This window comes from Rhizobium leguminosarum (assembly GCF_010668065.1).
Classification (GTDB): domain Bacteria; phylum Pseudomonadota; class Alphaproteobacteria; order Rhizobiales; family Rhizobiaceae; genus Rhizobium; species Rhizobium leguminosarum_S.
Genome location: NZ_WUEN01000001.1, coordinates 512,447 through 526,256, shown reverse-complemented (window position 1 = coordinate 526,256; position 13,810 = coordinate 512,447). Strand labels below are relative to the sequence as shown.

Annotated in this window: 14 protein-coding genes; 3 read left to right on the top strand and 11 right to left on the bottom strand. The window is 62.5% G+C overall.

Features of this window, described 5'->3' with window-relative positions; all coding sequences use genetic code 11:
- Nucleotides 1–3: 3 nt before the first annotated feature.
- From cpaB to GR198_RS02395, 7 genes are read right to left on the bottom strand one after another with little or no spacing between them, the layout of a single operon-like run.
- Nucleotides 4–960, bottom strand: coding sequence for a Flp pilus assembly protein CpaB (gene cpaB, locus GR198_RS02425; protein ID WP_131628631.1), 957 nt, complete (start codon nucleotides 958–960; stop codon nucleotides 4–6).
- Nucleotides 957–1,871, bottom strand: coding sequence for a hypothetical protein (locus GR198_RS02420; RefSeq protein ID WP_164067272.1), 915 nt, complete (start codon nucleotides 1,869–1,871; stop codon nucleotides 957–959). The genes cpaB and GR198_RS02420 overlap by 4 nt, the downstream gene beginning before the upstream one ends.
- Before the next feature lies 1 nt (nucleotide 1,872).
- On the bottom strand, nucleotides 1,873–2,550 hold the full coding sequence (locus tag GR198_RS02415; protein WP_164067269.1) for a TadE/TadG family type IV pilus assembly protein: 678 nt from the start codon (nucleotides 2,548–2,550) through the stop codon (nucleotides 1,873–1,875).
- Nucleotides 2,522–4,159: a TadE/TadG family type IV pilus assembly protein gene (locus tag GR198_RS02410; protein ID WP_029872050.1), complete on the bottom strand. Its 1,638-nt coding sequence runs from the start codon at nucleotides 4,157–4,159 to the stop codon at nucleotides 2,522–2,524. The genes GR198_RS02415 and GR198_RS02410 overlap by 29 nt, the downstream gene beginning before the upstream one ends.
- The gene (locus tag GR198_RS02405) at nucleotides 4,156–4,953 is read right to left on the bottom strand and encodes a TadE/TadG family type IV pilus assembly protein (RefSeq protein ID WP_164047193.1); all 798 of its coding nucleotides are present in this window, start codon (nucleotides 4,951–4,953) and stop codon (nucleotides 4,156–4,158) included. Before GR198_RS02405 ends, GR198_RS02410 begins: the two co-directional genes overlap by 4 nt.
- A 5-nt stretch (nucleotides 4,954–4,958) precedes the next feature.
- Nucleotides 4,959–5,522, bottom strand: coding sequence for an A24 family peptidase (locus GR198_RS02400; protein WP_011655292.1), 564 nt, complete (start codon nucleotides 5,520–5,522; stop codon nucleotides 4,959–4,961).
- A gap of 13 nt (nucleotides 5,523–5,535) precedes the next feature.
- Nucleotides 5,536–5,739 (bottom strand): hypothetical protein, encoded by a 204-nt coding sequence (locus GR198_RS02395; protein WP_003548168.1) that lies wholly within the window; start codon nucleotides 5,737–5,739, stop codon nucleotides 5,536–5,538.
- 508 nt (nucleotides 5,740–6,247) lie between these two features.
- On the opposite strand from GR198_RS02395, the gene GR198_RS36065 reads away from it, so the two are divergent.
- From GR198_RS36065 to GR198_RS02385, 3 genes are all read left to right on the top strand, one after another.
- A complete protein-coding gene (locus GR198_RS36065; RefSeq protein ID WP_003594894.1) occupies nucleotides 6,248–6,379 on the top strand; it encodes a hypothetical protein in 132 nt (43 codons plus the stop codon).
- The gene (locus tag GR198_RS02390) at nucleotides 6,379–7,521 is read left to right on the top strand and encodes a CpaF family protein (RefSeq protein ID WP_246711035.1); all 1,143 of its coding nucleotides are present in this window, start codon (nucleotides 6,379–6,381) and stop codon (nucleotides 7,519–7,521) included. Before GR198_RS36065 ends, GR198_RS02390 begins: the two co-directional genes overlap by 1 nt.
- 181 nt (nucleotides 7,522–7,702) lie before the next feature.
- Entirely contained in the window at nucleotides 7,703–8,629 is a 927-nt protein-coding gene (locus GR198_RS02385; protein WP_164067265.1) for a calcium-binding protein, read from the top strand.
- A 107-nt stretch (nucleotides 8,630–8,736) separates the two neighbouring features.
- Here the strand turns inward: GR198_RS02385 and GR198_RS02380 are convergent, their stop codons facing one another.
- The 4 genes from GR198_RS02380 to GR198_RS02365 are packed head-to-tail and all read right to left on the bottom strand — an operon-like array spanning nucleotide 8,737 to nucleotide 13,781.
- Nucleotides 8,737–9,291 carry a sarcosine oxidase subunit gamma family protein gene (locus GR198_RS02380; RefSeq protein ID WP_164067263.1) on the bottom strand — a complete coding sequence of 185 codons (555 nt, stop codon included), beginning with the start codon at nucleotides 9,289–9,291 and terminating at the stop codon, nucleotides 8,737–8,739.
- Entirely contained in the window at nucleotides 9,284–12,241 is a 2,958-nt protein-coding gene (locus tag GR198_RS02375; protein WP_164067260.1) for a sarcosine oxidase subunit alpha family protein, read from the bottom strand. The genes GR198_RS02380 and GR198_RS02375 overlap by 8 nt, the downstream gene beginning before the upstream one ends.
- The gene (locus GR198_RS02370; protein ID WP_003548150.1) at nucleotides 12,238–12,519 is read right to left on the bottom strand and encodes a sarcosine oxidase subunit delta; all 282 of its coding nucleotides are present in this window, start codon (nucleotides 12,517–12,519) and stop codon (nucleotides 12,238–12,240) included. The genes GR198_RS02375 and GR198_RS02370 overlap by 4 nt, the downstream gene beginning before the upstream one ends.
- Before the next feature lie 11 nt (nucleotides 12,520–12,530).
- Entirely contained in the window at nucleotides 12,531–13,781 is a 1,251-nt protein-coding gene (locus tag GR198_RS02365; protein WP_164067257.1) for a sarcosine oxidase subunit beta family protein, read from the bottom strand.
- Between the last annotated feature and the right edge of the window lie 29 nt (nucleotides 13,782–13,810).

The following is a 13,810-nucleotide window of genomic DNA, read 5'->3' as shown; positions in this document are numbered from 1 at the left end:
CGGTCACATGCGCGTCCAGTTGATGCTCGGCAGGTCCTCGACGGTATTGTCGGCCGGATTGCGCAGCACGAGGTTCAGGCTGCCGTTCGACTGGCCCATGGCAAAAATCAGCATTTCAGCTTCCGACGGCGTCACTTCGACGGTCACATTGTTGTAGGTGCTGTTGGCCTTGGTGACCGCGCCCTCCGCCGTCGTCGCCGCGCCGACGGCCAGCACTTTGACATTCTGCAGGAAGGTGCGGGTGACGACGCGGGTGCGCGAGCTTATGCCGAGTTTATAATCCTGCGCCTGTTTGCGGTAGGCGTTGACATCGTTCTCGTCGGCGCCTGGATACTGGGTGAGATAGTTCTTCAGCATCTGCTCGACCGGCGACTGTGGCTGGGCTGGAGCCTGCGGCTGTCCGGCTGTGGCCGGCGCCTGACCCGGGACGGCAGGCTGACCTGGCACGGCAGCGGGCTGGCCGGGCGCTCCCGGCTGGGCTGCTGCGGCCGGCGCCACGGGCTCGACCGGTTCGTCGACCGTACCGATTATATCGACATAGCTGCCCGGCTCGACGAAATGGCCGACCGCTGCGGCCGCGTTGACGGGAAGGGTCAGCGCCCGCTTGCCGGGCGCGATCATCGTCGTCAGGCGTCCGCCATCGGTATCATCGAAATACTGAAAGAGCAGCACCGAGCCGGCTGGAATGTCGCTCGCCGCCGTCCTGTCCTTCAGCCATTCCTGGTAGGCGCTGGCGGCGGGAACGGCGAGTTTGGCGAGCGCCCCGAAGCTTTCCGGCAGCATCACCGGTTCGGCGAGCATGTCGGGCGTGATCGCCTGCCCTCGTGTGACCTTCCTGTCGGGCTGGAGCCGCATGAAGGCATAGGCCGTCTGCTCGTTCTTGACGCTCTCGGTCCAGAAATAGAGCAGAACGCCGGTGATGAGCCCGACGATGACAGCCGCGATGAGCTTCCAGTTCATGGTGTTATTCCCCCTACGAAGGGTTGCCTGATTTGAATGACCTCGACGGTCCGGCCGTCGGTCTTGCTGCGGGTATAGAGAACGTTGGCCTCGACGCTGCCGCGCCGACCGTAAAGCGCGGTGACCCCGCCGCGCTGCGCCGGCGGCGTCTCGATGGTGAAGCCGTCGCGGGCAAGCAGATCGGCGCGCTGATCGGACCAGCGCGAGGCCGACAGCGTGCCTTTCGACACGACCGTGCGCGACGTGTGGCCCTTGTCGCGATCGCCGATATCGCTCAGCACCTCGACACCGGCCGGCGGACGCAGCGACATCGGCAGCTTGCCGATATCGGCCGGAGCCGCGAAGGCCGGCAGCGTCGAGGCAACATCCTCGAAGCGGCTCATCAGCACCTCGGTCATCGGCGCGTCGGCGGGACGGCGGATCATGATCGAAACGCCCGGGATCGGCGCTTTTGCCGAAGGATTTTTAGGATCCTGCCGGCGGAGATAGTCGAGGGCCGCCTCGCCGTCGCCGTCAAAAAAGCGCACCACCACGGCGAGATCGTCGCGGATGCGGCTCGTCTTCGGGACGATCAGCATGTTGGCGGCAATCACGGCAGTCAGTTCTTCCTTGTCGTTGCTTTTCGGCAGGGCAGGGCGGGTATTGACGGCCAGTACCCGCAGCCACTCGTCGGTGATATCGGAAATGCTGCGATCGCTCTGGTAGGGCGTGAATTCAAGCGGTTGGCCGTTGATGACGAGATCGCGTGGCGCCCGCTCCGGCGCGCCGAGGATGCCGGCCAGCATCGAATTCAGCGTCACCCTGAAATCCTTGTAGATCTCGGCGCGAACAGGTGTGGCCACGGCGACGGCGAGTCCGATGACGAGCGTCACGCCAGTGAGATGGATGAAGATGCGCGAACCCGGTCTCATCTCACTTCGCTCCCGGAAAGATGCCGTCGAACAGATCGCCGGAATCGTCGGCCACATCGCGGATTTCCCGGCGCAGCGTCGGATCGTAGCCGCGGCGCGTGGTGTCGTTGTTGTGGGAGGCAAACAGCGTCGAGTCGTCCACCGTGAAGGCGTCCTTCCAGCGGAGGCTCCTGATCGTGTCGAGATCGTCGGAATCCCTGAACTTGTAGACCCGGTCGGCCGTCGCGGTGACGAGCTGAGGCTTTTCATTGGCGAGGTCGCCGACCATATCGCCGAAATCGCGGCCGTTCTTTAGGGTATTCTGTACGTCGTCCCAGACAAAGGTGCGCTGAGGGTCGCCGCCGCCTTCATGCGATGGCGTGCGCGAGCAGCTCATGGCGTCGCGTCCGGGCAGTGCCGGCAAAGCCGGGATCGGGAAGGCGTTCGAGAAATCCGACGTGCAGTCCAGCCCATTCGCCTCGGCGAAGGCGGCGTTACGCATCGCCACCATGGTTCCGACCTTCTTGGTGGAAATCTTGTTCGCGTGGATGACGAAAATCACGATCAGCAGGATGACCGGCGCGGCGAGCACGAATTCGATCGAGGCCAGGCCGCGCCTGTCGCGGTGCAGCCGCATCAGCAGCCCGCGGCCGGGAGGACCGCTCATAGGCTCAGTGTGTGTTGACGGCAGCCCAGGCATTGGCTCCTCCCTGATCGAAGACGCGGGTCAAGCCGGTAAAACTGTCGGCCGCCGGGCTCTGCTTGATGGTGTTCGAAACCTCGCCGATATCGTCGGCAAGCGTGGCGGGGGCCAGCGATGCCAGCCAGTCCTGCGTGTAGAGGTCGAAGGCCGTGTAATTGTGGACCCAGCTCTGCGCGAGCGCATAGGCGGACGGCGTCTTGTCCTTGAAAATGCGGATCTGGAGCCTGGCGCGCGGGGCCCGCGAAACGATCGCCAGCGTCTGATAGTCGTCGAGTTGCTCGCCGCCAAAGGGCGTGAAGTTGAAAGGTGTGCGTCCCTTCAGCCAGTAAGGCTTCGGGAAAGAGATGACGGGCAGTGCGCCTGCCATCGAAATCGCAGCGCCCGCCGGGCTGCAGACCCCATTCCAGATCGTGTCGAACTTGCGGGTGAAATCGTTCTCGTCCTTTGTCTGCTTGTCGGAATAGCGCGGGGGCTTGTCGATCGGCAGTTGAAAGGGGTTCACGATGCCGAATTCGATGCCGAAGAATTCCTCGGCGATAAAGAAGCTGCCATCGAGCAGCAGTTCCTGCCACCAGCTGAGATCGCCAAATTGCTCGATGATCGCCTTGAACGGGATCTTGCTCAGATAGGCCGGGCCGAAGGCTTCATAAAAGATGTAGAAGTCCACCAAAGCATCGTCGATGCCGCTCTCGTGATTGACCCAGTCGCGGATATGGCTGCCGTCGACGCCGCCTGCGGTCAACGGACCCTTGCCGTTGGGGAAGCCGCGATTGGCAAACTCGCCGCGCATGAGAAACGGGTCCTGCCCCTGGGTGCCATAGGTCATGGCGAGGCACATTTCAGCATAGGCCGAGGCGGGATTGATGCCGTCGCGATCGACCGGCAGGTTACCCCCGGCGCCCTCCCCGGCGTTGTTGCAGGACTCGCACGGCGGATGGAAGACGACATGATCCGACTTGTTCAGGCGCACCAGATGCAGGGCTTCGTTGCCGACCCGCTGAGGAAAGCTCTCGACGAGGTAGTCGTTGAGATCATTCATGGCGTCGATGATGTCGCTGGACTTCACGATGAGGCCCCAGGGATCATAATCGAGCTGTGCTTTTACCGTATATGCAATCGCCTTGGTGGCTCCTATCGCCCGGACCCCCTGGAACGCCAGGCAAGCACCGTAGATGATGCCACCGACGACCGGGATCTTCTGCCAGCCCGGGCAATGGGGCATCGGCGGCATCGGCGGCAGGAGCGACGCCGGCCCCAAGCCTTCGGTGAAAGAATATTGGGCGAGTTTTGCCAGAATGGCGGTCGAGCGCAGGGCCAGTTCCGCCGTCGTCAGCTGAAAGGCGACCGAGGTCGCCATGACGACGGTTGCCTGCGAGGAGGCGACGTTGTTCATCGCCATGATGTTGAGATAGCGGGCTTCCCAGTCGGCATGGACGAGTGCTGCGGCATCCGCCGTGTCCTGCGTGCGCTGCTTGTCGTAGATCATCTGTCCGGTATTCAGGATCCAGACAATCATCAAAGCGAGCGCGATCGTCATGTAGAGAATGATCGGCGACAGGAAGCCGCGTTCGTCGCGGTGCAGGCGCTTGATAAGGGTCGGTGTCATAGCAGGTTCACCTCCGCCGTCGAGATCGTGTAGTAGCGGCCGTCCTTCCTCTGGCCGCGGGCAAAGACCCAGCCGGCATATTCGAGCAGCAGGAAGCGCGCTTCCACCTTGGCGGTGACCGGCACGTGCGGCGAGCGGTTGATGGCGGCATAGAGCGCCATCGGCGCGCGGTCGACGGTCACGGTGACGTTCTGCGGGTCGAACATATAGCGGGCCTGGTTGCGCATCGCGCGCCAGTTCTTCGAAAGGCCCGAAGCATCGGCAAGGCTTTTCAGCGCATCTTCCGGCGGCTGGCAGGCGCCGACGCATTTCAGCTGGTCGTAGGGTGCGGCCGGGATCAGCGCCAGGCGGGCGGCAAGATCGGCCTTGCCGGCGGCAGCATCGTCATCGCAAGTCTTGACGTCGATGATGCTTCTAAGTGTGATCGGAAAAGCCGGGCAGAAATAGACGCGGGCGCTGCGCGCCGCCGCATAGGCGGCATAATGGGTGAAGAGGTGGTTCTTGGCCAGGATCGTGAACTGGAAGACCACGAACATGAAGAAGACGAAGACCGGTGTCACGAGCACGAAATCCATCATCGTCGTGCTGCCGGAGATATCGCCGTGAAGCTCCGATATCCGGCGCCGGCGGGCGGAAAGCCGCGGCAGCAGCAGCATCGAGGCAAGCAACATCATGGCGATCGCAAAGGTACCGAGGAGCGCGCCGTGATCCTGAGGGACCCAGAAGGTCCGCGAGTGCAGGATCGAACTCCAGAAGGCACCGTCGAAGATGGGGCGTTCGAGTTCCGCGCGCATTGCCGTTACCTCACGAATGAAAGAGGGGTGAAATCGGGCATGAAAAGGCACCAGAGAAGTCCGAGAGCAGCGGCAACACCGAAGCGGACGGTATGATGGGTTTCGCGTGGCTTCAGCACCGAAGCGGCATCGCGGAAACCGGCAGGCAGGAGAAGCGCAAACAGTCCGACCGTTCGGGCCAGCACGCTCCACTGAACGCGCCGCGCCATGGAGAAAACGGCGATCACGCCGCCGGCCATCAGCGATGCAAGTGTGACGTCGATGGCGGGCCAGAGGCCAAGAATGGCGCCGAGCGCCGCCATCAGCTTGACGTCGCCGCCGCCGCAGCTTCCGGCTGCGAAGGCGATGATGAAGATCAGGCCGGCTGCAAGGAGGCCTGCGAAAGCAAGCCCTATCCCTGCGAGACCGCCGCTGACTGCCGCCAACATGAACCCGCCAAGCAGGCAGGGATAGGTGACGGCGTTCGGGATATGACCGTGGCGATGGTCGAGCACCGCCGCGGTCATGGTGCAGGCGACGGCAAGAGCCGCCGCCGCAGGCATCAGGGTCAGATCATAGGTCGTATCCATGATCCCGACCCGCTTATTGACCCGGCTCAGGAATTCTCTCGGCATCCGAGAGCGCCGTGTTCTTTTCGTTGAACCATTCGCCGATCTGTTTGCCGAATGCGAGCAGGATCAGCATCAGCGGAATGACGATCAGGGCGACGGCCAGGACGATCTGGGCCATGTCGCCGCGTTCGTCCTTGTGAAGTGCAATTGCGAGAGTCTTGAGTTTACCAAACATGTGATTACTCCTCATTCCCAGGTTTGTTTCGGTTCGAAGCCCTGGTGAAGATGAACCAAGCATATGCTATCGATCCGAACGAGCATGTTGCTCGATCCAATGATATTTTCTGCTTCAGCTTATCTTCCCCGGCGGCCAACGTTTGTTGAGCAACACCATTAAGACCCAAGAGTGCGCCCAAGGCCAGCCCTCCGTCAAGCAAACGAAACGAAGGGTTCCAATTGTCTTGGAGGCATCGCCGGCACAATCGCAGTTGACGTCATATTTTTTCAACTAACCGATTGAACAAGCTGCAGTTTTACCTGCATGGCCGAAGTTTTTGTCAACCTTGCAAGGCCTCGTCTACTGCTCCATAATTGGTCAATTCTTTCAAAGCGATAGAAGAAACGGCGCGTGACGACCATAATGACTGCCTCCGCGGGGCCTGGCCATGGCGTTGTTTGGCGATCTGGATTAAGCTTTCGTCAAATGGTGGGTATCGCCCGCCAGTCGATCCGGAGAGAAAACGATGGAAACGATGAGCAGCATCTTAATACTTGCATTGGTCCTCATTCCATTGATGATGTTCTTTCCGACCGCGGTTCAGATGATGGCGACGCTGTTCGGCATGAGCACGGTCCTGGTCGGGATGCCGCTCTGATGAAGGCCGTTTCCGACGACGCTGCCGAACAGGCGACCTTCCAGGTCCTGACCCGGGCGCTGGACAAGCTGCTCGGGCCGATCCGTTTTCTTCTCGATGATCCGAGCGTGTCCGAAATCCTGATCAACGGCACATCCGACATCTTCGTCGAAAGGCGAGGCAAGCTCGAACGCGCCGATACGCGCTTCGCCAGCCGCGAAGATCTGGAATCGGCCGCGCGCAGCATCGCGCAGTTCTCCGGCAAGCGACTGACGCCGGAGGAACCGAGCGTCGAAGCGCGTCTGCCGGACGGTTCGCGTGTGCAGATGATCCAGCCGCCCGCGTCCCGCACCGGGCTTTGCATATCCATTCGCCGCTTTTTGAAAGAACATCGCAGCATCCACGATCTCGTCACCCAGGGTAGCCTGACCGACGAGTCGCTGACGCTGCTGCAGGCGGCCGTCGGGCTGCAGAAGAACGTCATTATTTCCGGCGGCACCGGCACCGGCAAGACGACGATGCTGAACGCGCTATCGGAAGCCTTTGCCGACCACGAGCGCATCATCGTCATCGAGGACACGTCCGAACTGCAGATCCGCAAGGAACACGTGGTCTATCTCGAAGTGACGAAGCCGGACCGTTTCGGCCGCGGCGGCGCCAGCATTCGCGACCTGTTCCGCTCGTCGCTGCGCATGCGGCCCGACCGGGTCATCGTCGGCGAATGCCGCGGCGGCGAGGCGCTCGATATGATCCAGGCGATGACCTCAGGTCACAGCGGCAGCCTTTCGACGGTGCATGCGAACACCCCCTATGACTCCCTGCACCGGCTGGAAACGCTGGCGCTGATGTCCGATATCGACATGCCGCTTCGGCCGCTGCGCGCCCAGATCGCCTCGGCGGTCGACGTCGTCGTGCAGATCGCCCGCTTCAAGCGCACCGGCCGGCGCCGGGTAATCGAGATCTCCGAGATCAAGGGATTGAACAACGACGGCCAGTATATCGTCGAAAGCATCTACAAGCTCGAGGGCGACGGTCATTCCAATCCCGATGGCGCACTGCTGTGGACCGGTGTCGTGCCGAGCTTCGCCGCCGATGCGCTGGAAGAGCTGCAGGGCGCGGAGCGCCCCGAATGGGTCGGCGCCGCCGCGCTGCATACAGCTTAAACCTATTGGCGGACGTCGCATCCAACAAGCTTGGCGGCGTCATTTATTCGCGCAATGATTGCATATATGCAATACTCTATTAATGTTCCCGTTTCACTCTAGCGATACTAAATGATTCACCTCGTCATGATGACGACCTGCAATAACGCCTCATGAGAGGGCGCTTAACAGAGAAGACATCATGGTTTCCGTTTCATCGTCCGCAGCTTCCGGTAATTCGACGGCATTGACCCTTCTCAATGGATCTGCCCAGTCGGCCGCGGCGGCTACAAAACAGTCGGCCGCCAGCCAGATTCTGTCATCCATTTCCGGCGTCAATCTCGATCCACTGAAGCAGGCCGAGGGCCAGATCACCAGCATCTTGCTTGAAAATGGCGGACAGTTCATCTTTGGCGGCGCGTTTGCGAGCATCACTGGTACTGACAAGGACGACATTATCCGTGCTGGGCCGGACAGCACGGTAAATGGCGGCGCTGGTGATGACATCATCAGCGGCAGTTTCCTCATGACTATCAGCGGCGGCGCAGGCAATGACACGATATCGGTCGGTTCTGTCAGCACGATCGAGGGCGGCGACGGCAACGACACGCTCTCTGCCGGCGGGGGGAGCACCGTGATTGGCGGCGAGGGAGACGACACGCTCTTTGCCGGCGTCGGCAACACGGTAGTTGGCGGTGTTGGCAATGATGCTATCGTTGCCTCGCTCAACAATACGGTTGATGCCGGTGTCGGCGACGATACGATCTCCGCCGGGATTGGAAACACGATCATCGGCGGAGCCGGAAACGACAAAATCACGATTGGCGGTAATCAAGCAGAACTTGGTTCCACCGTTAAATTCGCAGTTGGCGACGGCCAAGACTCCATCACTCTTCTGCGATCGTCGTCCACGCTTGAACTGGGTGAAGGCTTCACCGCTGCAAATACCAAAGTGACGATCAGCGACAACAAGGCAACGATCTCGTTCGACGGAAACGACACCGATGGAATCTCGGTCAATTTCTTCCTCGGCAGTGCGCTGACGCTTTCCTTTGCCGATGGTAGTACTTTGGAGGTCAAGCCCGCCGACACGATGCCCAGCCTGGTGTCATCATACGGGCAACCCTGACCAAAGGCCCCGCCGACAAGGCGAGGCGTTGCAGATCGTGAGATGCAACATTGAAACCGGCATGGCTTTTCGGGTTCCAGCAATACATGCAGGAACCCAGGCTCTCGTCATGATGACGATGCGCCGTCCTTTTCGGCGCTCGCCGCCATATGGGTGAGATCGTCCCAGAGGCTTTCGGCAAAACTGCGCAGGACCGTGAGTTCGAAGCTGTCATCGCCGGTGCGGACGATCTGCACGGAGAGATGACCGACCATCGCCATGACCGAATGGCCTTCCGGAAAGATGGAAGGATCGAGATCGACGGCGGTCCCCCGTGAGAGAAGCGCCCGCGAGAAACGGCCGGCAACGCCGATACGCACCCGCCCGTGGCTCTGGTCCATGACGAAGGCCTTTCCCGCGAGCGCCGCCACGAGAGCATCGAGGCTGGCGGGCACGAGCGGCTCGTCACCGGCGACAAACCATTGCCGGAAGCCTGCCTGGCGGATCGAACTTTTCGCAAAGCCTGCTTTCACCAATTCCGCGGCGAGCGAGGTTGGCTCGATTGCGCCGAGCACATGCAGGAGATGGCCCTCCGGCAAGGCTTCCAGCCGGATGCCCGCCCCTGAGATGCCGTTATAAACCGTCCCGGCAAGAACCGGTTTGTGTTGCGGAAGATCACGCATGGAGCTTCTCGTTTTCAGGATCGATGAAGACGGGATGGCAGAGCACCGCATCGGTGAATTCGTTGCGCAGGCCGTTCCAGACCGTCACCTTTTCACCGATACGCTCCGGCCCGCGCCGGACGAGCGCCAGGCCGATCGTATGGCCGAGCCCCGGCGAAAAGGCGCTTGATGTCACATAGCCCTGGTCGTTTTCGAGCGTCGCCGCAACACCGTCGGCGAGAATATGCGAACCGGTGCGAAAACCGCTCGCGGGATTGAGTGGCTTGACGCCGACGAGGCGCGGCCGCTCGGCATCCTGCAGGCCTTCGCGCGCAAGCATTGCCTTGCCGATGAAATCCGGCTTGGTTGATGAAACCATGCGGCCGAAGCCGAGGTCACCAGGTGTCACCGTGCCGTTGATCTCGGCATGGGTGACATGACCCTTCTCGATACGCATGATGCCGAGCGCTTCGGCGCCGTAGGCGCAGATGCCATGTTTCTCGCCCGCCGCCATGACCGCATCGGCAACGCTTTCGCCGTAGCCGGCAGGCACCGCCAGCTCGTAGGCGAGTTCGCCTGAGAAGGAAATCCGGAAGAGCCGGCCTTCAAGTTGACCGCCGAAGAGGGAGACCTTGCGGGCACTCATGAAGGGGAAGGCCGCATCCGACAAGTCCTCGTCGACGATCTCCTGGAGAATGGCGCGCGACTTCGGCCCGGCGACGGCCATCTGCGCCCATTGATCGGTCGAGGAGGCAAAGCAGACGTCGAGTTCCGGCCAGAGCGTCTGGGCGCAAAATTCGAGATGGGTCAGCACACCGGCGGCAAGTGCGGTCGTCGTCGTCATGAAGAAATGCTCGTCACTGAACCGGCTGGTGGTGCCGTCGTCATAGATGAAGCCGTCCTCGCGCAGCATGATGCCGTAACGCGCCTTGCCGACAGCGAGCTTGGCGAAGCCGTTGCAATAGATGCGATCGAGGAAGGTCGCGGCATCCCTCCCTGATATTTCGATCTTGCCGAGGGTCGAGACGTCGCAGAGGCCGGCATTCTTCCGGATGTTCAGCACCTCGCGGTCGACGCTTTCGCGCCATGTCGTCTCGCCGGGGCGCGGAAACCAGGAGGAACGGTACCACAGGCCGGTTTCGACGAAGACCGCGCCGTTCTTCTCGGCCCAGCCATGTAGCGGCGATTTGCGCGCCGGCTGGAAATGTTTGCCGCGCGATGTCCCGGTCAAAGCGCCGAAGGAGACCGGCGTATAGAAGGGCCGGAAGGTCGTCGTTCCCACCTCGGCGGGCGACACACCGCGCGCCTCGGCAAGGATGCCGATGGCGTTGATGTTGGAAAGCTTGCCCTGGTCGGTCGCCATGCCTGATGTCGTGTAACGCTTGGCAAGCTCGACATGACCGTAGCCTTCGCGGACGGCGAGGCCGAGATCCTTGAGATGCACGTCGTTCTGGTAATCGACGAAGGCCTTGCCCTTCGAGCCCTTGACCGACCAGAGCGGCTTTGCCTGTGCAACCGCCTCGGACGTCGGTGCAAAAGCCGGCTCCGCCGCTGCGAAACCGATCGCCTTCAACGCGGCAGCTGCCTTTGCGGCGCCATCACCAAGGCAGGTCGCGGTTTGCGCCATGCCGGCAGCCGAGCCGGCAACGGTCAGACCTTCCTGCTGGGCGGGCGCCAGAAACGCCGAGGCCTCGTCCGACCATTGCGGCTTCGCGCCGCGATGGCAGGCAAGATGAATGATCGGGCTCCAGCCGCCCGACATGGCAAGCGCGTCCGCGTCGATCCGGCGGGTGCCGCCGGCGGTTTCGACGCTGACGCTGCGCACGCGCTTGCCGCCAAACGCGTCGATGACCCTGGCGCCCTTCAGCACTTCGGCGCGGCCCTCCCAGCTTGCGGCCGCATCCCCGCGGCTGTCGACGATCGCCGCGACCGCGAGGCCGGCGGCTTCAAGATCCGCAGCGGTGCGATATCCGGCGTCGTCGGTGGTGAAGATGACAGTGCTTCTGCCCGGCGCGACCGCCTGCCGATTGAGATAGCTGCGCATGGCGCCTGCCATCATCACACCGGGAATATCGTTGCCGCCGAAGACGAGCGGCCGCTCCTCGGCGCCGGTCGCAAGGATCGCCTGGCGGGCGACGATGCGCCACAATCGTTCGACGGGGCGTTCCGGATCGGGCATCGCCACATGCTTCTGCACGCGTTCGACGGCGCCAAAGACATTGTCGTCGTACCAACCGAACACGGTCATGCGCGGCAGGCGGCGCACGTTCTCCAGGCTCGCCAGTTCGGCAACCAGCTCGCTGAGAAGCGCATCCGCCGGCTTGCCGTCAATGGTGCCGCTGTCGGAAAGCAGGCTGCCGCCGAGTTCGGATCCCTCGTCGGCGAGGATGACGCGCGCGCCGGCGCGGCCGGCGGTCAGCGCCGCGGCAAGACCGGCAGGGCCGGCGCCGATCACCAGCAGATCGCAATGCGCCCAGCATTTCTCGTAAGTGTCGGGATCGGCCTCGTAGGAGGCCCTGCCGAGACCCGCCGCCTTGCGGATCACCGGCTCGTAGAGCTTTTCCCAAAGCGCCGCCGGCCACATGAAGGTCTTGTAGTAGAAACCGGCGCTGAGGAAGGGCGAGAGCAGGCCGTTGACCGCGCCGACATCGAAGCCGAGCGAGGGCCAGCGGTTCTGGCTCTTTGCCGTCAGCCCCTCATGAAGCTCGATCATCGTCGCACGCGTGTTCGGTTCGGTGCGTCCGCCGCTGCCTGTCGTCACCAGCGCGTTCGGTTCGGCAGCCCCCGCCGTCAGAATGCCGCGCGGGCGATGATATTTGAAACTGCGGCCGACGAGCTGGACGCCGTTGGCAAGAAGCGCCGAGGCGAGCGTATCGCCCGGATGGCCGTCTAGCGGCCTGCCGTCGAAGGTGAAGCCGAACGTCGTGGCGCGGTCGATGCGGCCGCCGGAGGAAAGACGGAAGCTCGTCATGCCGGTTCTCCGCCGAGCTTGGAAAGGGCGGCATCGCGGACGCCATGGACTGCATGGGTGACGGTATCGCGTTCGACGATCAGCCAGCGTCGGCATCCGGAGGAGTGGTGCCAGTATTCGCTGTGCCGGCCGCGCGGATTGTCACGCAGATAGACATAATCGAACCAGGCATCCGCACCGGCATCCGGCGCCGGCCGGGCAAGGCCCGCATCGCCGCGGATCGAGAACTCCTCCTTCGGTCGGGCGCCGCAATGGGGACAGGAAATCAAGCTCGCCATCTTAAATGTCCTCAGTGCAGGTTGGGCTGGGCGCCGACGCCCTTTTCGTCGATCGGATAGCCGCGCGCGAAACGATCGAGCCGGAAGGCGCGGGCGGTCTGATGCGGCGCGTTGCGGGCGATCAGATGGGCGTAACAGAAGCCGGAGGCGGGCGTGGCCTTGAAGCCGCCGTAACACCAGCCGGTGTTGAGATAGAGATTGTCGATATGGGTGCGGTCGATGATCGGCGAGCCGTCCATGCTCATATCCATGACGCCGCCCCAGGAGCGCAGATACCGCACGCGCGACAGCGACGGGATCAGCGCCAGCCCGGCTTCGGCGACATGCTCGACGCAAGCGAGATTGCCGCGCTGGGCATAGGAATTATAGCCGTCGATATCGCCGCCGAAGACGAGGCCGCCCTTGTCCGACTGGGACGCGTAGAAATGCCCGGCGCCGAATGTGACGACCGTGTCGATGAACGGCTTCAGCCCTTCCGAAACGAAGGCTTGCAGCACATGGCTTTCGATCGGCAGGCGAAGACCGGCCATATCGGCAACGACGGTGGAGTTGCCGGCTGCTGCGAGCGCCAGCTTGCCGCAGCCGATGAAGCCCTTGCTGGTCTCAACGCCGGTCACCTGGCCGTTCTCGGTGCGAATGCCGGTCACCTCGCACTGGGTGATGATATCGACCCCGCGCTGATCGGCGCCGCGCGCATAACCCCAGGCAACCGCATCGTGGCGCACGGTGCCTCCGCGCGACTGGAACAGGCCGCCCATGATCGGGAAACGGGCATTGTCGAAATCGAGGAACGGCAATTTCTTGCGCACTGCCTGCCGGTCGAGAAGCTCGGCGTCGACGCCGTGAAGCCGCATGGCGTTGCCGCGGCGCGTATAGGCGTCGCGCTGGGCGTCGGAATGGAAGAGGTTGAGCACGCCGCGCTGCGAGACCATGGCGTTGAAGTTGAAGTCCTGCTCCAACCCCTCCCAGAGTTTCATCGACAGCTCATAGAAGGGATTGTTGCCCGGCAGCAGGTAGTTCGAGCGGATGATCGTCGTGTTCCTGCCGATATTGCCCGAGCCGAGGTAGCCCTTTTCGAGGACGGCGACATTGGTGACGCCGAATTCCTTGGCAAGATAATAGGCGGTGGCAAGACCATGGCCGCCGCCACCAACGATGACGACGTCGTAATGCGGCTTTGGGGCCGGGTCGCGCCAGGCCGGCGCCCAGCCTTTGTTGCCACGAAGGCCGTTCAGGAAAATCGAAAGAGCGGAATAGCGCATGGGTCACCCCGGAAAGAACAGCTGCATGA